Annotated in this window: 18 protein-coding genes, 1 tRNA gene, 2 pseudogenes and 1 riboswitch; of the genes and pseudogenes, 12 read left to right on the top strand and 9 right to left on the bottom strand. The window is 69.3% G+C overall.

Annotated elements, in window-relative coordinates; genetic code table 11:
• Nucleotides 1-98 precede the first annotated feature (98 nt).
• The 5 genes from GA0074696_RS02515 to GA0074696_RS02495 all read left to right on the top strand — a co-directional run bounded on the left by GA0074696_RS02515 (nucleotide 99) and on the right by GA0074696_RS02495 (nucleotide 7,344).
• Nucleotides 99-2,297, top strand: coding sequence for a (Fe-S)-binding protein (locus GA0074696_RS02515; protein WP_088959591.1), 2,199 nt, complete (start codon nucleotides 99-101; stop codon nucleotides 2,295-2,297).
• Nucleotides 2,298-2,524: 227 nt separating this feature from the next.
• A complete protein-coding gene (locus GA0074696_RS02510) occupies nucleotides 2,525-3,832 on the top strand; it encodes a hemolysin family protein (RefSeq protein ID WP_088964317.1) in 1,308 nt (435 codons plus the stop codon).
• Nucleotides 3,825-4,829, top strand: coding sequence for a hemolysin family protein (locus tag GA0074696_RS02505; protein WP_088959590.1), 1,005 nt, complete (start codon nucleotides 3,825-3,827; stop codon nucleotides 4,827-4,829). The genes GA0074696_RS02510 and GA0074696_RS02505 overlap by 8 nt, the downstream gene beginning before the upstream one ends.
• Before the next feature lie 163 nt (nucleotides 4,830-4,992).
• Nucleotides 4,993-6,009 (top strand): C40 family peptidase, encoded by a 1,017-nt coding sequence (locus GA0074696_RS02500; RefSeq protein ID WP_407940534.1) that lies wholly within the window; start codon nucleotides 4,993-4,995, stop codon nucleotides 6,007-6,009.
• A gap of 152 nt (nucleotides 6,010-6,161) precedes the next feature.
• Nucleotides 6,162-6,298: riboswitch (cyclic di-AMP (ydaO/yuaA leader) on the top strand.
• A gap of 5 nt (nucleotides 6,299-6,303) precedes the next feature.
• Nucleotides 6,304-7,344, top strand: a complete 1,041-nt coding sequence (locus GA0074696_RS02495; protein WP_088959588.1) for a C40 family peptidase — start codon at nucleotides 6,304-6,306, stop codon at nucleotides 7,342-7,344.
• A 42-nt stretch (nucleotides 7,345-7,386) separates the two neighbouring features.
• Here the strand turns inward: GA0074696_RS02495 and dcd are convergent, their stop codons facing one another.
• Nucleotides 7,387-7,965 (bottom strand): dCTP deaminase, encoded by a 579-nt coding sequence (dcd, locus tag GA0074696_RS02490; protein ID WP_088964316.1) that lies wholly within the window; start codon nucleotides 7,963-7,965, stop codon nucleotides 7,387-7,389.
• 78 nt (nucleotides 7,966-8,043) lie between these two features.
• Here dcd and GA0074696_RS02485 point away from each other — a divergent pair, with 78 nt between their 5' ends.
• Complete coding sequence (locus tag GA0074696_RS02485; RefSeq protein WP_088959587.1) at nucleotides 8,044-8,610, top strand: pyridoxamine 5'-phosphate oxidase family protein; 567 nt, start codon at nucleotides 8,044-8,046, stop codon at nucleotides 8,608-8,610.
• A 64-nt stretch (nucleotides 8,611-8,674) separates the two neighbouring features.
• Here the strand turns inward: GA0074696_RS02485 and GA0074696_RS02480 are convergent, their stop codons facing one another.
• Nucleotides 8,675-9,661 carry a zinc metalloprotease gene (locus tag GA0074696_RS02480; RefSeq protein ID WP_088959586.1) on the bottom strand — a complete coding sequence of 329 codons (987 nt, stop codon included), beginning with the start codon at nucleotides 9,659-9,661 and terminating at the stop codon, nucleotides 8,675-8,677.
• A gap of 239 nt (nucleotides 9,662-9,900) precedes the next feature.
• Here GA0074696_RS02480 and GA0074696_RS02475 point away from each other — a divergent pair.
• A tRNA-Gly gene (locus GA0074696_RS02475) sits at nucleotides 9,901-9,974 on the top strand.
• Nucleotides 9,975-10,172: 198 nt separating this feature from the next.
• Here GA0074696_RS02475 and GA0074696_RS02470 read toward each other — a convergent pair.
• The 4 genes and pseudogenes from GA0074696_RS02470 to GA0074696_RS02455 all read right to left on the bottom strand — a co-directional run bounded on the left by GA0074696_RS02470 (nucleotide 10,173) and on the right by GA0074696_RS02455 (nucleotide 12,172).
• On the bottom strand, nucleotides 10,173-10,496 hold the full coding sequence (locus tag GA0074696_RS02470; protein ID WP_088959585.1) for a tyrosine-type recombinase/integrase: 324 nt from the start codon (nucleotides 10,494-10,496) through the stop codon (nucleotides 10,173-10,175).
• 37 nt (nucleotides 10,497-10,533) lie between these two features.
• Nucleotides 10,534-11,327 (bottom strand): IS5 family transposase gene (locus GA0074696_RS02465; RefSeq protein WP_197700856.1). Its coding sequence is split into 2 segments (ribosomal slippage): nucleotides 10,534-10,994 and nucleotides 10,994-11,327, totalling 795 coding nucleotides; the frame shifts between segments, so codons are not numbered across the junction.
• A gap of 88 nt (nucleotides 11,328-11,415) precedes the next feature.
• Nucleotides 11,416-11,994: pseudogene (locus tag GA0074696_RS02460) on the bottom strand (site-specific integrase); the annotation flags it as partial.
• Nucleotides 11,960-12,172: an excisionase family DNA-binding protein gene (locus GA0074696_RS02455; RefSeq protein WP_172894138.1), complete on the bottom strand. Its 213-nt coding sequence runs from the start codon at nucleotides 12,170-12,172 to the stop codon at nucleotides 11,960-11,962. The pseudogene GA0074696_RS02460 and the gene GA0074696_RS02455, both read right to left, overlap by 35 nt.
• A gap of 259 nt (nucleotides 12,173-12,431) precedes the next feature.
• On the opposite strand from GA0074696_RS02455, the gene GA0074696_RS02450 reads away from it, so the two are divergent.
• Both GA0074696_RS02450 and GA0074696_RS02435 read left to right on the top strand, forming a co-directional pair.
• Nucleotides 12,432-12,872 carry a DUF6228 family protein gene (locus GA0074696_RS02450; protein ID WP_088959582.1) on the top strand — a complete coding sequence of 147 codons (441 nt, stop codon included), beginning with the start codon at nucleotides 12,432-12,434 and terminating at the stop codon, nucleotides 12,870-12,872.
• A gap of 837 nt (nucleotides 12,873-13,709) precedes the next feature.
• Nucleotides 13,710-14,492, top strand: coding sequence for a transposase family protein (locus GA0074696_RS02435; protein ID WP_088959579.1), 783 nt, complete (start codon nucleotides 13,710-13,712; stop codon nucleotides 14,490-14,492).
• Between the two features lie 314 nt (nucleotides 14,493-14,806).
• On the opposite strand, the gene GA0074696_RS02430 is transcribed toward GA0074696_RS02435, so the two are convergent.
• Both GA0074696_RS02430 and GA0074696_RS02425 read right to left on the bottom strand, forming a co-directional pair.
• Nucleotides 14,807-15,319, bottom strand: coding sequence for a hypothetical protein (locus tag GA0074696_RS02430; protein WP_157745770.1), 513 nt, complete (start codon nucleotides 15,317-15,319; stop codon nucleotides 14,807-14,809).
• A gap of 375 nt (nucleotides 15,320-15,694) precedes the next feature.
• Nucleotides 15,695-15,907: pseudogene (locus GA0074696_RS02425) on the bottom strand (site-specific integrase); the annotation flags it as partial.
• A gap of 50 nt (nucleotides 15,908-15,957) precedes the next feature.
• Here GA0074696_RS02425 and GA0074696_RS02420 point away from each other — a divergent pair.
• Complete coding sequence (locus GA0074696_RS02420) at nucleotides 15,958-16,473, top strand: hypothetical protein (RefSeq protein ID WP_172894101.1); 516 nt, start codon at nucleotides 15,958-15,960, stop codon at nucleotides 16,471-16,473.
• Between the two features lie 59 nt (nucleotides 16,474-16,532).
• Nucleotides 16,533-17,156 carry a hypothetical protein gene (locus GA0074696_RS02415; RefSeq protein ID WP_231925236.1) on the top strand — a complete coding sequence of 208 codons (624 nt, stop codon included), beginning with the start codon at nucleotides 16,533-16,535 and terminating at the stop codon, nucleotides 17,154-17,156.
• Nucleotides 17,157-17,356: 200 nt separating this feature from the next.
• Here GA0074696_RS02415 and GA0074696_RS02410 read toward each other — a convergent pair whose 3' ends face one another.
• On the bottom strand, nucleotides 17,357-18,514 hold the full coding sequence (locus GA0074696_RS02410) for a low temperature requirement protein A (RefSeq protein ID WP_088959575.1): 1,158 nt from the start codon (nucleotides 18,512-18,514) through the stop codon (nucleotides 17,357-17,359).
• Between the two features lie 1,043 nt (nucleotides 18,515-19,557).
• Between GA0074696_RS02410 and GA0074696_RS02405 the strand changes: the two genes are divergently transcribed.
• Nucleotides 19,558-20,613, top strand: coding sequence for an IS110 family RNA-guided transposase (locus GA0074696_RS02405; protein ID WP_088959574.1), 1,056 nt, complete (start codon nucleotides 19,558-19,560; stop codon nucleotides 20,611-20,613).
• Nucleotides 20,614-20,671: the final 58 nt, after the last annotated feature.

The following is a 20,671-nucleotide window of genomic DNA, read 5'->3' as shown; positions in this document are numbered from 1 at the left end:
GTCGATCAGGTGGCAGCGGCGCGACGCCGGTGACGCCCTGACACCGGCCACCCGGTCGCCGAGCCGCTCGACAGGCAGCAGACCGGGAGGCCAACTCGATGGGCAGCGTCCAGATCGTCACCACGATCCTCGCGGCCGCCATCACCGCCGTGGCGGTGTGGCTTGCGGTGCGCGCGGTCATGAAGATGACGGCCGTCATCCGGCTCGGGCAACCCGCCCCGGAGCGGTTCACCGACAAGGGCGCCCGCACCAGGACCATGCTGGTGGAGACCGCCGGCCACACCCGCATGCTCAAGTGGAGCGTGGTGGGCGCCGCGCACTGGTTCGTGATGGTCGGCTTCATCGTGCTGTCGCTGCTGGTGCTCGAGGCGTACTTCGAGGTGGTCACCCCGACCGGTGGGCTGCCGATCGTCGGGCACTGGACGGTCTTCGGCCTGGCCACCGAGGTCATCGGCGTGCTGGGCCTGGTCGGCATCCTGGTGCTGATGGCGATCCGGCTGCACAACCGGCCCACCCGGCCGGGCGGTCGCTCCCGGTTCACCGGCTCGACGATGTGGCAGGGCTACTTCGTCGAGTGGATCGTGCTGCTGGTCCTGATCTTCGGGTTCGTGATCCGGGGCTTCAAGGTCGCCACCGACCACTTCGAGTACCCGGTCTGGGCCACCCCGCTCAGCCACGCGGTCGGGGCGGTGCTGCCCGACTGGCAGGACGGGGCCAGCGTCGCCGCGCTCATCAAGATCGTCATCTCGATGACCTGGCTGATCGTCATCTCGCTGAACGTGACCATGGGTGTCGCCTGGCACCGCTTCCTGGCGTTCCCCAACATCTTCTTCAAGCGTGAGCCGGCCAAGCCCGCCGGTTCCGGCCTCGGCGCCCTGCGGCCGATGATGAGCGAGGGCAAGCCGCTCGACTTCGAGGAGGCCGACCCGGAGAAGGACCAGTTCGGCGTCGCCCAGGTCGAGCAGTTCACCTGGAAGGGCCTGCTGGACTTCAGCACCTGCACCGAGTGCGGCCGCTGCCAGTCGCAGTGCCCGGCCTGGAACACCGGCAAGCCGCTGTCGCCGAAGCTGCTGATCCTCAGCCTGCGGGACCACGCGTACGCCAAGGCGCCGTACCTGCTGGCCGGCGGCGGCAAGGACCTCACCGGCGAGGAGAAGGCCACCGCCGCGCAGCTCGCCCACATGGACGTGCTCGCCCTGGCCGAGGCGGACAAGCCGCTGATCGGCACCGCCGAGGAGGGCGGGGTCATCGACCCCGACGTGCTCTGGTCGTGCACCACCTGCGGCGCCTGCGTCGAGCAGTGCCCGGTCGACATCGAGCACGTCGACCACATCGTCGACATGCGTCGCTACCAGGTGCTGATCGAGTCGAGCTTCCCGTCCGAGGCCGGCGTCATGCTCCGCAACCTGGAGAACAAGGGCAACCCGTGGGGCGCCCCGCAGAACACCCGCGAGGACTGGACCAAGGGCCTCGACTTCGAGGTGCCGCGGGTCGGCGAGGTGGACGACTTCGAGTACCTGTTCTGGGTCGGCTGTGCCGGCGCGTTCGAGGACCGGGCCAAGAAGACCACCCGCGCGGTCGCCACGCTGCTCAACGAGGCGGGCGTCAAGTTCGCCATCCTCGGCGAGGGCGAGACCTGCTCGGGCGACCCGGCCCGCCGGATCGGCAACGAGTTCGTCTTCCAGATGCTCGCCCAGCAGAACGTCGAGACTCTGAACGAGGCGTTCGAGGGTCGGGAGAAGGCCAAGCGCAAGATCGTGGCCACCTGCCCGCACTGCTTCAACACGCTGGGCAACGAGTACGGCCAGCTCGGCGGCGAGTTCGAGGTCGTGCACCACACCCAGCTCCTGGCGCACCTGGTCTCGACCGGCAAGCTGACCCCGGTGCAGCCGGTGGACGGCGGGGTCACCTACCACGACCCCTGCTACCTGGGCCGGCACAACCGGGTCTTCGCCGCGCCGCGTGAGGTGCTGGGCGACGCGATCGCCGGCGAGCTCACCGAGATGCCCCGCAACAGCGAGCGCTCCTTCTGCTGCGGCGCCGGCGGCGCCCGGATGTGGATGGAGGAGAAGATCGGCAAGCGGATCAACGTGGACCGGGTCGAAGAGGCCATGGCCACCGGCGCGCGGACGGTCGCCGTCGGCTGCCCGTTCTGCTCGACGATGCTCAACGACGGGGTCAACGGCAAGGGCGCCGGCGAGCAGGTCGAGGTCATCGACGTGGCCAGCGTGCTGCTCCGCTCGGTCAAGCCCGAGCAGACGCAGGGCGACAAGGAGACCGAGCCGGTCGCCGGCTGAGGCGTACCTCCGGATCACCGGACACCCGACGGCGGTGGCACCCACGCGGTGCCACCGCCGTCGTCGTGCTCAGGAGACGGTGGTGGTAACCAGTTCGTCGGCGAGGGTGAGGGTCGGCATGCGTCCACGTTAACCACGGGTCACCAGGGTCACCTCGGGCGAACTCGTGCGCCGCGAGCGGCCGTGGAACAATCGCGCTCATCGACGGCCTGTTGCTCGGCACGCTGTTGCCCCTGGTCGGCTTCGTCCTGCTGACCGCCGGCAACGCGTTCTTCGTCGCGGCCGAATTCGCCCTGGTCACCGTCGATCGGGCGGAGATCGACCGGCGCGCCGACGCCGGGGACGGCGCGGCGGCCACGGTACGCCGGGCGCTGCGCGAGCTCTCCTTCCAGCTCTCCGGGGCGCAGCTCGGCATCACGCTCACCGCGCTGCTCACCGGTTATCTCGCCGAGCCGGCGCTGGCCCGGCTCTTCGCCCCGGTGCTGCGGCCGGTGGGCGGGACGGAACGGTTCGGCCCGCTGCTCGCCCTGGCGCTGGCCACCCTGCTCTCGATGCTCTTCGGCGAGCTGGTGCCGAAGAACCTCGCGCTGGCCCGGCCGATGCCCGCCGCCCTGGCCACCGCCGGCCCGATGCACCGCTTCTCCCGGACCTTGGGCTGGCTGATCCGGGCGCTGAACGGGTCGGCGAACCGGCTGGTCCGGGCGCTGGGCGTGGAGCCGCAGGAGGAACTGGCCAGCGCCCGCTCCCCGGAAGAGCTGGGGCTGCTGGCGGCCATCTCGGCCCGGGCCGGGGCGCTGCCGCCGGACATCGCCATGCTGCTGCGCCGCACCATCCGCTTCGGCGACAAGCGCGCCGCCGAGGCGATGACCCCCCGGGTCGACGTGGTGGCGCTGCGGGCCACCGCCAGCGTGGCCGAGCTGCTGGAGGCGTCCCGGCAGACTGGACGGACCCGCTTCCCGGTGTACGAGGAGACCCTCGACCTGGTCACCGGCGTCGCCGGCGTACCGGACGCGCTCGGGGTGCCGCTGGACCGCCGCGCCTTGACCACCGTCGCGGCGGTGGCCCGCGAACCGGTGTACGTGCCGGAGAGCCTGGACCTCGACGGCGTGCTGGCCGCGCTGAAGGACGCCGGCGCCGACCTGGCCATCGTGGTCGACGAGTACGGCGGCACCGACGGCGTGGTCACCATCGAGGACCTGGTCGAGGAGCTGGTCGGCGAGATCGCCGACGAGTTCGACCCGGACGCGGTGGACGACGCCGGCGCGGCCGAGCTGACCGTGCCGGGTGGCGAACGGACCGTCCTGCTCGACGGGGTGCTCCGCGAGGACGAGCTGGCCGAGCAGACCGGCTTCCGGCTGCCCGAGGGCCCGTACGAGACGCTGGCCGGGTTCCTGATGGCGCGGCTGGGCCACATCCCGGTGCCCGGCGAGACGGTCGAGGAGTCCGGGTACGAGTTCACCGTGGTCGAGGTGGAGCGGCACCGGATCGAGCAGGTCCGCGTCGTGCGCCCGGAGGAGCCGGACGGCGATGACTGACCTGCTGATCGCCCTGGCGTTGCTGCTCGGCAACGCGTTCTTCGTGGGCAGCGAGTTCGCGCTGATCGCGTCCCGCCGTACCGTGGTGGAGCCGCTCGCGGCGACTTCCCGGCGGGCCCGCTGGGCGCTGTCGGCGATGAACCAGATCCCGCTGATGATCGCCGGGGCGCAGCTCGGCATCACGGTCTGCTCGCTGGGGCTCGGGGCGATCGCCGAGCCCGCCCTGGCCCACCTGATGGAACCGGCGTTCCACGCGCTGGGGCTGCCGACCTCGGCGGTCCACCCGCTGTCGTTCCTGATCGCCCTCGCGGTGGTGGTCTTCCTGCACACCGTGGTCGGCGAGATGGTGCCGAAGAACATCACCCTGGCCGGGCCGGAGCCGTCCGCGCTCTGGCTCGGGCCGGCCATGCTGGCGTTCTGCGTGGCGACCAAGCCGCTGCTGGTGGCGATGAAGTGGGCGGCCCGCCGGGTGCTGTGGCTGTGGCGGGTGGAGGCGACCGAGGCGGTGAAGACGGTGTTCACCGCCGAGGAGCTCGCCGGGCTGGTGTCGCAGGCGCGCACCGAGGGTCTGCTGGACGCGGAGGAGCACGCCCGCATCACCGGGGCGCTGGCCCTGCACCGGCGGACCGCCGCGGACGCCCTGCAACCCTGGTCGACGGTGACCACGGTGGCCGAGGACGTCTCACCGGCGTCGCTGGAGGTGCTGGCCACCCGGACCGGCCGGTCCCGCTTCCCGGTGGTGCAGCGGTCGACCCGCCGGGTGCTCGGCTTCGTGCACGTCAAGGACGTCCTCGGGTACGCCGGGGCGTCCCGCCGGGCCCCGGTGCCCGCCGACGTCTACCGGCCGCTGGCGGTGGTGCCGCCGGACCGCACGCTGGCCGACCTGCTGCTGGCGATGCGGCGCGAGCGGCGGCACATGGTGCTGGTGAGCGACGGTCGCCGGCCCCTCGGCGTGGTGACATTGGACGACGTATTGACCGCTGTCGTTGGAAAATGAGCGGACACCCTTTGTGTGCAAGTGGTTGCACAGGCGTGATGCCGCAATGACCCATCTTGAATTCGTACGGACGGTTCCCTAATGTGGGGCACCGACCGCTGCGGGTCGTCTGCCTCCGTCTTCCCCTCAGCGAGGCGCCCGGCGGTCGGTCGCTAAGGAGTCGGTGCCGGTGGCAACCATGCCCCCTCATCGTCACGCCCAGGTTTGCCCGCCCGCCGGCAAGGCCGGTCTGCGGCGGGTCGCCCGCCGCCTGCTCACCCTGGTCGCCGCCGTGGTCGTCGGCGCCGGGATGTTCGCCGTGCCGGCGCACGCCGCGCCCACGCCCGAGGAGATCGAGGCGGCGATCGACAAGCAGTGGGAGCAGCTCGAGCCGACCATCGAGCAGTACAACAAGGTTCGCGCCCAGCTGAAGGCCAACCGGAAGAAGTCGGCCGAGCTGGAGAAGAAGATCCAGCCGCTGGCCCTGCAGAGCGAGCTGGCGATGAACCGGGTGGGCGATCTGGCTTCCCACTACTACATGACGGGGCCCTCGCAGGAGATCGGCGCGCTGCTGGTCGGCAACAAGCCCGGCACGCTCGCCGAGCAGCTGACGATGCTGGACCGCCTCGCCGCCCACCAGCGCAAGGAGTTGGAGGGCGTCCTCGCCGTCCGGCGCAAGTACGACGACCAGAAGCGCAAGCTCGACGAGCTGATCGCCGCCGAGGTCAAGCAGGAGAAGGATCTGGCGGCCAAGAAGACGCAGATCAACGCGGAGATCAAGCGGCTGCAGGCGTCCATGCCGAAGACCACCGTCAAGGTGGCCGGCTGCCCGACCATCAACGGTGTGGTGAGCGCCAAGGCGCAGACCGCCATCCGGGTGGCCTGCCAGCAGGTCGGTGACCCGTACGTCTGGGGTGCCGACGGGCCGGACTCCTTCGACTGCTCGGGTCTCACCCAGTACGCCTACAAGGCCGCCGGGATCTATCTGACCCACCACACCGGCGACCAGTGGAACGAGGGCAGGGCCATCCCGCGCTCCGAGGCGCGCCCGGGCGACCTGGTCTTCTTCTTCAGCGACCTGCACCACATGGGCCTCTACCTGGGCAACGACATCATGGTCCACGCCCCCCGGACCGGTAAGCCGGTCCAGGTCAGCAGCATCAACTACATGCCGGTCGCCGGCTTCCGGCGACCGTACTGAGCGACCAGAACCACCGCGAAACCCCCGGTCAGCCGACCGGGGGTTTCGCGTCTCCGGGACCCGGCCCGGCATGGCGGGTTGCGGATCGATAACGGTCGTCTCTACTCTGGTCCTTCGTCGGCCTCGACAGGTCCGTCCAACCCGGGTGGCAGTGGCCGACACCGCCGAGTCGCCTCCGGGCGAGCCGGGGACCCAGGTAAGCCGGGGTGAATCCGCAGCCACTGCGGTAGGGCGCTCCCTTCCCGCCCGAACCCGTCAGCTAACCCGGTAGGCGGTCGCGGAAGAAGGAGCCCGGTGGCACACCATGCCCCGCGGCCACCGTCGTACCGGTCGACCCAGGTCGCCCGGCTGACGGCTGCGCCGCGCCCACGCTGGTCCCGCTTCACCACCGTCATCGCCGCCCTCGCCGGTGCCGCCGTCGTACTGACCGGTGGCGCCACGGCGGCCCACGCCGAACCCTCGGTCGCCGAGATCGAGCGGCAGATCGACCAGGACTGGAACCGGCTCGAACCGATCATCGAGCAGCACAACGCCACCCGTCAGGACCTGGCCGCCAAGCGCCGGCAGGCCGACGCGCTGGCCAAGCGCATCGAGCCGCTGCAACTCCAGGTCGACATCGCGATGAACCAGGTCACCGGGCTCGCCGCCGAGGCGTACAAGGGGGAGAACCTCTCCGCCGTCAACGCCCTGCTCGGCAGCAGGTCCCCCGCCGAACTGGTCGACCAGCTCGAACTGCTCGACCGGTTCGCCCAGCGCCAGCAGCGCGACGTGCGGGCCGTCAAGGAGCTGCGGGACAAGCTGGCCGCGGAGAAGGCGCCGCTGGACGAGATGGTCGCCCAGCTGACCCGTACCGAGGCCCAGCTGGCCGCGAAGAAGAAGCAGATCAACGCTGAGATCGACCGGCTGCAGAAACTGCGGCTCAAGGTGTACGGCAACGGTGGCGGGGGCGCGCTGCGCCCGGCCCCGTGCCCGGCCGGCTATCCCGGCGGCCCGGCCGGCACGGCGGTCAAGTTCGCCTGCGCGCAGATCGGCAAGCCGTACGTCTGGGGCGCCGATGGCCCCAACTCGTACGACTGCTCCGGACTGATGCTCGCGGCGTGGGCGAAAGCCGGTGTCTCGCTGCCGCACAACGCCCGCCAGCAGCGCCAGGTGACCGCCCGGGTCAGCCGCGCCGACCTGCGCGCCGGCGACCTGGTCTTCTACTACGCCGACCTGCACCACGTCGGCATGTACGTCGGCGGCGGCTGGGTGGTGCACGCCTCCCAGGCCGGGGTGCCGATCAAGATGAAGCGGGTCGACGACGGGCCGATCAACAGCTACGGCCGGCCGGGCTGAGCGCGCGCCGGGCTCCCGGGGTGCCGGGGGCCCGGCCCGGCGTCAGCGCGTGGGCCAGGTGCGCCAGTGCTGCCAGGAGCGGCTCGGGGTCGGCCCGCGCTGGCCCTGGTAGCGCGACCCGTAGACGGCGGAGCCGTACGGGTGCTCGGCCGGGGACGAGAGCCGGAAGATGCAGAGCTGACCGATCTTCATTCCGGGCCAGAGCGTGATCGGCAGGTTCGCCACGTTCGACAGCTCCAGCGTCACGTGACCGGAGAAGCCCGGGTCGATGAAGCCGGCGGTCGAGTGGGTGAGCAGGCCGAGCCGGCCCAGGCTGCTCTTGCCCTCCAGGCGCCCGGCGAGCTGGTCGCCCAGCGAGATGACCTCCAGCGTGGAGGCGAGCACGAACTCGCCGGGGTGCAGCACGAACGCCTCACCCTCGGGCACCTCGACCATCGAGGTGAGCTCGTCCTGCTGGATCGCCGGGTCGATGTGCGTGTACAGGTGGTTGTTGAAGACCCGGAAGAGCTTGTCGAGCCGCACGTCGATGCTGGACGGCTGCACCAGCGTGGGCTCGAAGGGCTCCAGCGCGAGCGTGCCCGCCTTGATCTCGGAGACCAGGTCGCGGTCGGAGAGCAGCATCGGCACACCATATCGAGCGGACCGGGTGACCTGCGTGTCGGACTACGCGTTCGTACACATGTTCGATAGGATGTCCGTATGACTTCCTGGTCCGAATTCGCCGCTGACGAGCCCCGACTCGCCGACGGGATCCGCCTTCTCATGCAGCAGTACGGGCCGGGCTTCGGCTACCTGGCCACCGTCCGCGCCGACGGTGGGCCCCGGGTGCACCCGGTCTGCCCCGTGATCACCGACGAGGGGCTGTTCTGCTTCGTCGTCGACTCGCCCAAGCGCCGCGACCTCGAACGCGACGGGCGCTACGCGTTGCACTCGTTCCCGCCGGAGGAGACCGACGACGAGGCGTACGTCGCCGGTCGCGCGCAACCGGTCACCGACCCGGCCCGGGTCGCCCGGGTGGCCCGCCTCGGCCGGGCGGCGCCGCAGGTCGACTGGCGACTCTTCGAGTTCAGCGTCGACGTGGCGATGCTGACCCGGCGCGACCAGGGTGGGCTCGGCCAGCCCGGCGAGGGCCACGGGTCCTCCGCCGTTCAGGTCTGGCTCGATCCGGTCGCCGCCCACCGCGGCGGGGACGCCGCGGGCGTACCCGATCGGCGGCCGGCCCGCCGCGGCCGCCACGGGTTCGACACCCGCCGCCCCGCCGCCTGACCGCCGAGACGCCGATGCCGGCCCCGTCGGAGCGACGGAGCCGGCATCGGCGTCTGCTGGAGTGTTACGCCGCGCGGTACGCGTTCCACGCGGTCAGCATGCGGCTCGCCTGACCAGCGGTGAACTGGTACATGCACGAGTCGTAGGTGTAGTCCATGAAGTTGGTGATCGGGTCCAGGCCGGCCGTGGTGCAGGTGTCCCGCCCGGTCGGGCACTGGAACGCCGGCGAGGCCTCGGCCGGGGTGTCGCTGACACTGTCACCCGAGCCCGAGCATCCACCCTGGAAGGTGTGGTAGAGGTTCAGCCAGTGGCCGACCTCGTGGGTGCCGGTGTCGCCCTGGTTGTAGTTGGCGGCGGTGCCACCCGGCAGTGACTCGCTCAGCACGACCACGCCGTCCATGCTGTTCAGCTTCCGCTGCGGGAAGGTCGCCCAGCCGAGCAGGTCGTCGCTCAGCTCGCCCAGGTAGATGTTGAGCGTGTTCTTGCCGCCCTCGCGCAGGGAGGTCTTCATCGACCGCTCCGCCGAGGAGCCCTGCACGATCGGGTACCACGCCGGGTTGGTCACCCGGTTGATCTTCGTCAGCTGGAAGCCGAAGGCGGTGGCCGCGCCGCCGGTGGCACCGGCGTAGGCCTGGTTCAGCACGCTGATCTGCGAGGTGATCATCGAGTCCGGGATGTTGCCGCCGGCGCGGGTGCTGTCGCGCTGGATCACGTGCACGACGACCGGGATGGTGACACTGGCCAGCGGGGCGGCGGCCTGGGCGCCGGCCCGGAAGCTCGCCCGCTCGCGCAGCGCGGTGGCGAGGTCGGCCTCGCGCTCGCGGACCTGCTTGGCGGTCAGCTCGTTGGGTTCGTGCTTGGCGATCCCGCCCTTCTTGATCCGGGCGTCCGAGTGGACGTCGGCCGGCTCGGCGCAGGCCTCGCTCGGGGCTGCGGAGAAGGCGGAAGCAGCGGGGAGGACGCCCACAGCGGCGGTGCTGAGCAGCAGCGCGAAGGTCGTCGACGCGACACCGGCGGCACGCCGGGTCAGCAGGTTGGGACGGAGTCCCATGGGCCCACCTCTTTCTGGCGGCGTGACAGGGGGTATGTCACGCCGTGGTCGAGAACGTGGGGGTGACGTTACAACCGATTGACAGATTTGAGAACGACCATATGTTGCCGCTGGGAAACTTTTAGCTCTACGTGAATACGTTGGGTCCAAGATCGATCATGGTGCCCGGGGGGGTGCCGGCGTGCCCGGGGGTACCTGGGTGCACGGCGCCGGTCACCTCAGGTACAGTGGTGCCGCCTGCGGGTGTAGTTCAATGGCAGAACATCAGCTTCCCAAGCTGACAGTGCGGGTTCGATTCCCGTCACCCGCTCCACGCGAAAGGCCCTGATTAGGACGACTGTCCCGGTCAGGGCCTTCGATATTCCACGGGCCACCTGCGCCCGATGGGCCATCCACGGGCCACTAGCCACCCTTCTTACCGGCCCTCTTGCCCTTGCCCTTGGCCTTGTCCGAGGGACCGGACACCGCTCTTGGCCTTCTTGCGCTCGGCCTTCACTGCGTCGCTCACCGCCTAGGCGATGGCCCGATCCGCCTCCGAGGTGGCGTGCTGGTAAATCATGGCCGCTTGCGCCGAGTCGTGACCCATCCGGGCCATCAGTTCCCGAGTGCTCGCACCCGTCCGCGCCGCGATCGTGTTGCCCGTGTGCCGCAGATCGTGGAAATGCAGACCCGGCACGCCGAGCTTGCCGACTGCCGTCGACCAGCCGATGACCTTGTTGAGGTTGCCGCGCCAGATCGGCCGGCCGGACGGCGTCGTGAACACCAGCGCTTCCGGGTTGTCGTCGACGAACGCCGCCAAGTGCTCGCGCAGCGCCGGCAGGATCGCCGCCGGCACCGAGACGGCACGCCGACCAGCCCGCGACTTAGAGGTCCTAACAAAGTCGCACGACGTGTCGGTAGGTGATGATGCAGGTGGCGAGGGCGAGGAAGGCTTCGTGGATGTCGTCGCGGCGTTCCCACCGGATGCGTAGCCGTTTCATGCCGTGGTACCAGGCGATTGTGCGCTCGACGACCCATCTGATGGTGCCCAGTCCGGAGCCGTGGGGTTGGCCGCGGCGGGCGATGCGTGGGCGGATGCCCTTGGCTCGCACGGCTTTGCGGTACTTGTCGTGGTCGTAGGCGCGGTCGGCGTACAGGTCGTCGGGGCGCTGGCGTGGCCGGCCGCGGCGTCCGCGCACCGGTGGGACCTTGTCGATCAGCGGGAGCAGTTGGGTGACGTCGTTGCGGTTGCCGCCGGTCAGCGACACGGCGAGGGGGATGCCGGCGCCCTCGGTCAGGAGGTGGTGCTTCGAGCCTGGGCGGGCGCGATCGACCGGGCTCGGCCCGCTTTTGGGCCACGTCTGGCCGCCCGGACGTGCGAGGAGTCGATGACCGCCCGCGACCAGTCCAACTTCCCGGCGGCCTGCAGTTCGGCCAGGAGCAGCTCGTGCAGTCGCTGCCACACTCCGGCGCGGTTCCATTCCTCCAGGCGCCGCCAGCAGGTCATTCCCGATCCGAACCCCAGTTCCTGGGGCAGGAACTCCCACTGGATGCCGGTGTGCAGCACGAACAGGATCCCGCACAGGACCTTGCGGTCCGGGATCCGCCTACGCCCCGGATACCGCGGATTGCGCTCGGGCTTGGGCAGCAACGGCTCGATGCGCTGCCACAGCCCGTCCGGCACGATCCACGGCGGCTGCTCACCACGCCTCACGGCCGAACACTGTAGATCATCCTCGACAAGGGATGAAAGCCCCTAGATCATTTTGTTAGGAACTCTTAGGCGGACCAAGGACCATCCCGACGCCACGGACCTCCGTGAACGTCTGCCGAACACGGACCACCCCGGCGTCGGCATCAACGTCCTGCCGTTGCAGCGCGGACACCTCGCCCCACCGCAGGCAGGCGAAGGTGGTCACCAGGACCAGGGACCGGTACCGCTCGTCCACCAGCTCCGCGAGCGTGAGCACCTGGGCGAGCGTGAGCACCGGTCGCTCCGCCGGCTTCTCCTGATCCGCACCCGGAATCCGACACGGGTTCTTGCGCAGCAACTCGTCCTCGTTGACCGCCGTCATCAGCACCGCCCGCAGCAGCCGGTACGCCTTGGCGGCCATGGTTTCCGAGGCACCATTGCCGAGCAGGATTGCCCGCCACTCCCGAACCATTGGCGTATCCAACCGGCTAAGCTCCACCCCGCCCAGATACGGCGTGATGTGCTTGCCGAGCAGCCACCGGTAGAGCGCCACCGTCCGGGGACGCAGGCCCGGCCGTTGGGCGATCCACCGCTCCGCGTAGTCGGCCAGCGTGACCCGCGCCCGCTCAGGATCGATCCACTCGCCGCGCGTCATCTGCGCTTAGACCCGGTTCAACCCTGCCCGCGTTGACGTGAGCGTCCACGTCCGAGGCCTTGAGGCGCACGCTCCGCCCCACCTTGTGAAAAGCGATGCGCCGCTGCGCGACCAGCCGACGTACGTAGCGAACGCTCATCTTCATGCGAGCCGCGGCTTCCTCCACTGTCAGCACCTCGTCCACCGCCGTCACACCTCCCCGCTTCCGGTGGTCTTGCAGTCAGTTGCCGAAACATCAGGCGGATCCCCAGCACGTCTCGCGGCGTCAAGGCGGCCCGCAAAGCGGGCCGCGCCGGCCCGGCCCCGGCCTGCTGGCGACCTCCGGCCGGCATCGGCCGGGCCGGCCGGCCACACTGGCGGAAACAAGACCTCGAAGACCTCGGGGCTCTGCCCCGAACCCCGACCCGCCCGACGAGGAGATCCGCCAGCCATAATGCGGCATCATGAACGCCCCACTGATCATCGGCTATCCACCCGCAGAGAGCACGTGGGTGCTTCATCCACCAGAAGACCCGTGGGGTGACGGGTACGTCGCCGTGATGCAGGTGGAGCTGCATGACCAAGGACTCACCGCTCGGCGCGGAGTAGAGCTTGCATGGCCGACTCACGCCCAGGAGCCGGACCTCGTCATCTTCTTTCAGCAGCTCGCCGACGACTGGCGTGGCTGGGAGGGTGAACGTAGTTGGCGATCATTGGACGCCACCATGCGGATCACTGCCCGCCACGACGGCAAGGGGCACGTCTCTCTAGGTGGAACCCTTCACCAGGACTCCTACTCACCCGACGGATGGCTCGCCCGAGTCTTCATCACCGTCGAGGCGGGAGAACAGATGACCTCGCTCGTTGCCGATCTTCGTGCCCACTTCGAGGGACTGGCGAGGTGACCCGTACAGCCATCCGTACAGCCAAGTACGCCCGCTGACACCGACGCTAGCCGACAACGACGGACCGGCTGACCAGGTGGGCAGTAACTTGATCAGCCATCCGCGATCTTCTTCTAAACCTCAGGCCGCCCAGGTGCGACGCCTAGCCTTTGCCGCATACGACGACGACTCGGACCAACGTGGCTGCCCCCCGCTCGATCGCGCGCCTTTCGGAGGATGTTAGGTCCGCGACCCTTGAGCCGAGGACTTCACGCACTTGGTATGCGTTGAGTACGCAGGGAAAACGCTCGTCCACCCGTAACCAACCTAGCTCCTCCTCGAATCGACTCCGGGGAGGCCCATTCGGGTAGTCGCGGCGTAGCTGGCGACCGTCGTATTGAATCGCAGACGCGGCGTCGACTGGCCTACCTGTCTGAATCCAGATTCTCGACACAGCCTGAAAGTTGGCGTAGTCCTCGCCACGGTACTCAAAGCCCGTGACCCTCACCTTGTCCAAGTGACGTGCGGCCGTCCGCTCTTCCGCGTCGCTGTACTTCAGGTAGGGCCAGACGAGGGTGGCCCCGACCAGGAGCGCACGCACTCCTAACAGAGTGACCAGCGCCCAGCGTCGGTCTGACTGAGGTGAGGAAGAGCGAGCGTGCCCGGCGAACACGTGACCTCGATCCTGCGACGTAGGCATCGAAAGCGTAGATCGACTAGTACGTAGACCATTGAGCCTTTTCCAAGCTGATCTTGCAGCTCAGGGCAGGTGCGGCGAGCCCGGGGATCGATGAGGGCGAGGCTCCAGGTAAGACAGCAGTCGACCAAGATCCGATGCCCCGACCGGGAGCCTCGCCCGTGCTGTCTTACCCTTCCACGATCTCGCTGTCCAGCCGCACCCTGAACCACCTCGCTGACCTCATCCGCCAGCACCGCAACCAGCATCGATCCCGGTGGCGGCGCCTCGATCCGGGCCGGCAGGCGCTGCTCGCCCTGGCCCACCTGCGCAACGGCGACACCTATACCCGGCTCGCCGCCGGGTTCGCCGTCGGCGTCGCCACCGCCTGGCGCTACGTACAGGAAGCGATCGTGCTGCTCGCAGCGGTCGCCGAGGATCTGGCCACGGCGATGCGGCGTATCCGGCAACTGGCGTACGCGATCCTGGACGGCACGTTGATTCCGATCGACCGGGTGGCAGACCAGAAGCCGTACTACTCCGGCAAGCACAAGCGCCATGGCGTGAACGTGCAGGTCATCGCCGATGCCGCCGGCCGGCTCGTCTGGGCCTCACCGGCACTGCCGGGCTCGGCGCACGACCTCACCGCCGCCCGCATCCACGGCATCATCGAAGCGCTGACCAGCGCGGACGTGATGACCTTCGCCGACAAGGGCTACCAGGGCGCGCGGGGCAGCGTGCGCACGCCGTTCAAGCGGCGCCGCTTCCGGCCGAAACTGTCGCGCCGGCAGAAGACGGTCAACCGGGCGCACGCGAGGATCCGAGCCCGCGGCGAACGGGCCATTGCCACGCTCAAGACCTGGAAGATCCTGGCCAAGCTGCGCTGCTGCCCGCGCCGCGCCACCGCGATCGTGCAGGCCATCCTCGTCTTGCACCATGTCGAAGCAAACCGCTACGCAGGATGAAAATGGCTCATTCAAGCCAAGTCGAGCGGCAGGTGCCCTCTCCGCCGCTCATCCTGGCAACGTAGCGCAGCCGGATCGACGCACCGCCGAGGACCGCCATTCGATCGCGGTCGAAGGCGTGGTGACAGCAACGGCGCTGCACGGGTGGAGACGGTTGAGGACACCAGTGGGCGTAGGGACAGGGGTGAAAGCCGAGGATGAATCGTGCCGGACAGCCTCGCCGAGGCTACGGATCGGAAGGTTAGGGGTTCGAGTCTCGTCGGGTGCGCAGGACGAGGAGACGCCTGGCTCACGAAAGGCGATCGGCGAGGTGGTCAGCTGACGGTTCGCAGGGCCGCGGTGACCACGACGAAGATCGCGAGCAATGCGGCCGAGCCGACTCGTACCTGTCGTGACCGGCTGAAGGCGCCCACCACTAGCGACACCCCCACGCCCAGCAGCCAGTGGCCGACCTCGGGATGCCGGTCGGGCTCGAAACCCAGATGGCGGAGGGCGGCACGGCCGTAGCCGACGAGTGCGGCGCCGACGGCCCAGATGAGCAGGGTCCAGCCGAACCGACCGCCGAAACTCTCGGTCAGCCTCGACCCATGGCGGGTAAGCGTGCCGAGCAGGTAGGTCAGCGCCAGCAGCGCCGCCGCGCCGACGAGCAGCACGACGTGCAGCCCGACAAATAGCGCGAATAGCACCCATGGGCCGCTGGTGGTCCCTCGCAAGAACAGGGCGGCCGCCGCACCGACCACAACCATCTGCCCCACCGCCAAGCGGACCGGATTCACCAGGTGTGGTGCGGTTGGTGCCAACCGCGGTGGGGCCGGCTGCTCGGCCATGCTCTGTCCCTTCGCTACGCCGGTCCGCCACGGAACACCAGGGCGGGTCAGCGGGCAGCCTGGCAGATCCGGGCGTTCCACCGCTGTCCCGGATCCGTCCGCCAGCAGCACTCGGGGTGTCAGTCACTAGAGCGAGATCCGCCCGTGCGATCTGCGTGTGACAAGGGTCGGCGGTCGGGCCATCCACGGGCCACAAGCCGGTGGTAGCAGGGGTCAAACCAGGCCAACCGAGACCCTGCCGCCAGGGAGTGAAGCTGCGGCAACACCCGATCTTGTCTAATTCCCAAGCTGACAGTGCGGGTTCGATTCCCGTCACCCGCTCCACCGCGAGGCCCCAGCTCAGGACAGGTTTCCTGGCTGGGGCCTCGGTCGTTCCTACCGCTTCTTGCGCTGGTCGTGCCCGCTACGTGCCCGATCCTGGCTCTGCTTGATTTGCGAGCTGAGCGCGTCAGCGATGTGCTCGTCGCGCTCCCGGGCGGTGTGCTGGTAGATCATCGCGGCGCGGGTCGAGGCGTGGCCCATCCGGGCCATGAGGTCGGCCAGGCTGGCACCGGTCCGAGACGCCAGGGTGTTGCCGGTATGCCGCAGGCAAGTTCGAGGCGGGCAAGAAGGACCCGTACGCGGTCGTCTCCGCCGAGATGCTTGCCGCGTACCAGAAGCTGTCCAATCTCGCCCGGGGGCTTGGCCTGAAGACCGAGTACGAGGTGGTACCACCTCCGGGCATGGTCGACCTGAACCGCACGAACCTGGTCGTGGTCGGCAGCCCTCGGATTCTGCCGTTCGTCGGGCAGGTGCTCGCCTCTGACCCGAAGCTGGGCTTCGGCAAGGACGACGGTGGCCTGTACCTGGTGAACCACCAAACCAGGGAGGAGTTCCGCTCGCCGTCGGACACCGGCGAGCCGGTCGACTACGGGTACATCGGCCGGCTTCCTCGTCCGGACGGACGCGGCACGTTCCTGTACCTCGCCGGCATCCACGCCATGGGCACCCTCGGCGTCGCCCAGTACCTCGAAGACCACGTGGACGAGCTGTACCGCGAGGTGAAGAACCGCCGGTTCTCCCTGCTGGTGGCCTGCACGTACCACCCGGCCACCCGCGCGATCAGGAAGGTCGACGCGCTGACGCCGATCTACCGTAGCGAGGGCGTGGCCTGATGCGCGTCGCGACTGCCTCCGAGGCCGGCAACCCGAAGTCGCCCAATGAGGATTGGGCCATGGCCAGCGAGAGCCTGATTGTGGTCCTCGACGGAGCCACCGCCCGCACCGGCACCGGATGCAGCCACGGCATCGCCTGGTACTCCGCCAAGCTCGGCTCAGCCCTCGCCGGACTGGCCGCCGACCGCGACTCCGAGCTAGCCAATGCGCTCATGTACGGCATCCGGTTCACCGCCGACCAGCACCGCGACACCTGCGACCTCAGCCACCCCGGCACACCGTCGGCAGCCACCGCAATGCTGCGGCTCAAGGACACCGCGCTGGAATACCTCGTGCTCGGTGACGTCACGGTGCTCATCGACACCGCCGATGGCATCCAGGTCATCAACCAACCCGGAGGCTACTGGGTGGCAGCCGCGGACCCGTTCGCCGCCCAGCACGCCATCACCGGAGAAGTCCCGCTCGACAACGTCCGACGCGTCGACGTGCTCACCGACGGAGCCGCCCGCCTGGTCGCCCTGTTCGGCCTGCTCGACTGGCCCGACGTGCTCGAAGTCCTAGAGCAGAACGGACCCACCGAGCTGATCCGCCGGGTACGCGCCATCGAGGCTGCCGACCCGTCCTGCATGAAGTGGGCACGCAACAAGCGCAGCGACGACGCCACCGCCGTTTACGCAGCCTGAACAGCCATTTCGCAACTTCGCCCGGCCGACTGCCGGCGACTGCCGGCGATGTCGGGTCTCAGGACCTGCGTGACAGACCAGTCTCGGGACGTGGGCGACACGTCCGGCTGGACGACCTTTTGGCGTTGGGTATTTCTTGAGGCCCGTCTGATCCCTGGCCCTGACGGTTCGCCCGTGAAGGACCGGGATTCCGTGGTGGGTCAGATCCGTGGGGCGGGTGCCTCGGGTGCGCGGCCGCGGGCGCGCCAAGCGTCCGAGCCGGCGACTCCGGCCAATACGGCAGCGGCGGCGCCACCGGCGGCCAGGGGCGGCAGGTGCCAGGTGGCCGGGATCAGGAGGCCCAGGGCGAGCAGGCCGGCCAGCCGCGATCGGGAGATTCGGCTGAAGGCCTGCAGTTCGAGAAGTGACCGGCCGGCCAGGAACAGCGCGGGCCCGCCGAGGATGGCGATGAGCCAGTTCGGTTCCGGCCGGCCGAGCGGCTGCATGATGTACAGCTCGAAGCTGACACCGGCCAGGAAGACACCGGCGATCATGAGCAGGTGAGTCCCGGCTACCGCCACGGACTGCCGGAGCGGGTTCCGAGCACCCGTGATGGCCAGCGGCAGGGTCGCGCCGGCCCGGTAGAAATAGACCCGCCAGAGCAGCACGATGGCGACGAACGCAAGCCCGAACCCGGCCGCATGCGGGGTGCCTAAGTCACTGGCGCTGAGCCCCTTGCCAGCCACGAAGATCGCCTCACCTAACGTGATCAAATAGAACTGCTGCAACCGCTCGGCCACGTGCTCACCCGCGATTGGTACGCCAGCGAATCGCTCAAAAGCGGCCGTGCCCCTGACGTAGCCGATGGCCAGCGCGAGGGCCCAGAGCACGGCGCGGAGACCCTGGTCGGGCACCAGCGCACCCACGATCCACAGCACCGCGCTCACGGCAATCGCCACGGGGTCCGTTTGACGGCGGACGACCAGGAGGAGCAGCAGGCGGCTTATCCGGACCGCCGTATATGCGCCGGCGAAGACGAGAGCCCGCTGCTCGAACCCCTGCGGTACCACGACGGCCATCACCACGGCGCCGGCCATCGACATGAAGACGAGAATCTGGACCAGCAGCAAATCCGGACGTCGTCGGCTGGTCAAGGCGACTGTCGACAGCCACAGGACCCAGAGCGCCAGGAACAGCAGCAAGGTCGGGGCAGCCTCACCGATCAGGAGCTCGTGCCCGGTGCTGAAGTCGTTGACCAGCCGCAAGCTGACCTGATTGAGCGCGAACACGAAGACAAGATCGAAGAGCAGCTCCAGGAAGCTCGCCCGCATCCAGCCGGCTTCCTCGCGTACGAGCCGCTCGCCGCCCGGCTCATCCATCCGTCATCAGTCGGACGCAGAGTCCCAACATGGTCATGGCGCTTCCTCTCGTATCACTCCATCCAAACGAGCCAGGAACGACGAAGCCGCTCGCCACGGCAGAACACCTAGCGCGATCTTGGGAACCGACAGTCGACGGAGTTTCACCCATCAGCTGAAGCCGCGGGTTCGGATTAGCTCGTCGACCTTGGCCAAGCGTCGGCCGGTGCTACGGAGGGCGGAGTGTCACCCAGGTCCTGATATCGATATGTCCACGCAGGTCCTGAGACCGGACAGGCGACTGCCGGCGAAGTGGTGAGAACTTTCTGTACGTCTTCAAGGCGGCCCTGATCGGGCCGCACGCGCGCCGCTAGGGCGCGCGCCGGCCGCTGCCGCTGTCGCTCTGCGGCCGTCACGCCTGATGCCCGGCGGCTGGCGCGGAGAGCCGAAAGCCCGGAAAGCCGCCGCAGAACGACAGACCGTTGACCGGTGGTGTGGTGGGCCGGCAGCCGAGCGGGCCGCGCGGCCATAACCCGCGCGGCGTAGGGGAGCGCACGCCGGCCGCGTCGGCGAGCTGGCGGCGGTCGCGGGATTGCGGTCACTGCGCCTCCGGCGGGGGCGCTCCGGCTCCAGGATGGCCGGGGCTCAGCCGGTGGGTCACGGTCCGTGGGTGGTTGCGGTAAGCCATCCCGCCTGCCATCGACCCGGGCAAGCCGAGCAGACCACCGCCCGACCCGCCAGCGTCCGTACGAGCCGTCAAGGTCCGCTTGACGTGGCGGGCCGGGCGGCAGCCCGCTCCCCCTGTGGGCGGGTCGACGGCAGACAGTGAGGATGGTGGGGTGGGTCGCCGGGTTGGTCTGACTCACCGGCAGACCGACGGTAGCTGTCCTCATCCCGATTCGTCGGCCAGCTCGGTGGCCCCGGCAGCTGCATGTCACCGGTCAGGCGTCGTGACCTGATAGGAGCCTGTGCGAGAGGCACCCACCACTGTGTTGTCCGCATCGCCTGACCGGCGACGTGTCCACGTGTTCTCGACGCACACGAGAAAGGCGGACCTCACCAGCATGGCAGCCAAGAAGCGATCTCTCATCGGTGGTGTCGACACCCACCGCGACACCCACCACGCCGCCGTCATCGACAGCACCGGCGGGCTCCTGGCCGACGCCGAGTTCCCCGCGACCACCGCCGGCTACGCGGATCTGCTGGCCTGGATGCGCTCCTTCGGACGGGTAACCGCCGTGGGCGTGGAGGGCACCGGCAGCTACGGCGCCGGCCTAGCCCGCTACCTGACCAGCAAAAAGATCGCCGTCGTGGAGGTGGACCGGCCGGACCGCCGCGCTCGCCGCGCCCAGGGCAAGTCCGATCCGATCGACGCGATCGCCGCCGCCCGGGCAACCCTTGCTGGCACCGCGACGGGCACGCCGAAGACCCGCACCGGGCCGGTCGAGGCGATCCGCGCCCTGAGGGTCACCCGCCGAGGAGCGGTCAAGGCCCGCACCGCCGCCCTCAACCAGATGCGCGGCCTGGTCGCCGCCGCCCCCGAACCCCTGCGAGCCCACCTGACCAGGGTCAGCGCTGCCGTGCTGGTCAGCCGATGCGCCACGCTGACCTACGACCCAGCCAGACTTCACGAACCGGAACACGCCACCGCCGCAGCCCTGGCCGGACTCGCCCGCCGGGTCACCGCCCTAACCGAGGAGATCACCACCCTCGACCGGCAGGTGACACCCATCGTCCGGAAAGCGGCACCCCGCACCACGGCCTTGTTCGGTGTCGGCCCCGATGTCGCCGCCCAACTGCTCACCACCGCCGGCGACAACCCCGACCGGCTGCACTCCGAAGCCGCCCTGGCCCACCTCTGCGGAGCAGCACCCATCCCCGCCAGCTCAGGACGGGTGCGCCGCCACCGCCTCCACCGCGGAGGCGACCGCGGCGCCAACCACGCCCTGCACACCATCGCCCTATGTCGCATGCGCTACGACCAGCGAACACGGGCTTACGTCCACCGACGCGTCACCGAAGGCCTCAGCAAGCAGGAGATCCTGCGCTGCCTGAAGCGCTACATCGTCCGCGACGTCTACACCGCCCTGGTCGCCGACTTCACCGCCCTGACCACTTGACCTCCATAGGAGCATCGGGATGGCGAGCAGCACCTGTGTCTGATGATGCCGCCATGAG

Origin of the sequence: Micromonospora purpureochromogenes (assembly GCF_900091515.1) — a bacterium.
GTDB classification, from domain to species: domain Bacteria; phylum Actinomycetota; class Actinomycetes; order Mycobacteriales; family Micromonosporaceae; genus Micromonospora; species Micromonospora purpureochromogenes.
This window is presented reverse-complemented; position numbering and strand designations above follow the sequence as displayed.

What these genes read in the sequence shown, in the direction of transcription:
- GA0074696_RS02415 (WP_231925236.1), top strand. Translation starts at nt 16,533, where the DNA reads ATGGCCAGCGAGAGCCTGATTGTGGTCCTCGACGGAGCCACCGCCCGC.
- dcd (WP_088964316.1), bottom strand. Translation starts at nt 7,965, where the DNA reads ATGCTGCTCTCCGACCGCGACCTGGTCTCCGAGATCAAGGCGGGCACG.
- GA0074696_RS02410 (WP_088959575.1), bottom strand. Translation starts at nt 18,514, where the DNA reads ATGGATGAGCCGGGCGGCGAGCGGCTCGTACGCGAGGAAGCCGGCTGG.
- GA0074696_RS02485 (WP_088959587.1), top strand. Translation starts at nt 8,044, where the DNA reads ATGACTTCCTGGTCCGAATTCGCCGCTGACGAGCCCCGACTCGCCGAC.
- GA0074696_RS02480 (WP_088959586.1), bottom strand. Translation starts at nt 9,661, where the DNA reads ATGGGACTCCGTCCCAACCTGCTGACCCGGCGTGCCGCCGGTGTCGCG.
- GA0074696_RS02420 (WP_172894101.1), top strand. Translation starts at nt 15,958, where the DNA reads ATGCTTGCCGCGTACCAGAAGCTGTCCAATCTCGCCCGGGGGCTTGGC.
- GA0074696_RS02430 (WP_157745770.1), bottom strand. Translation starts at nt 15,319, where the DNA reads ATGGCCGAGCAGCCGGCCCCACCGCGGTTGGCACCAACCGCACCACAC.
- GA0074696_RS02405 (WP_088959574.1), top strand. Translation starts at nt 19,558, where the DNA reads ATGGCAGCCAAGAAGCGATCTCTCATCGGTGGTGTCGACACCCACCGC.
- GA0074696_RS02515 (WP_088959591.1), top strand. Translation starts at nt 99, where the DNA reads ATGGGCAGCGTCCAGATCGTCACCACGATCCTCGCGGCCGCCATCACC.
- GA0074696_RS02505 (WP_088959590.1), top strand. Translation starts at nt 3,825, where the DNA reads ATGACTGACCTGCTGATCGCCCTGGCGTTGCTGCTCGGCAACGCGTTC.
- GA0074696_RS02450 (WP_088959582.1), top strand. Translation starts at nt 12,432, where the DNA reads ATGAACGCCCCACTGATCATCGGCTATCCACCCGCAGAGAGCACGTGG.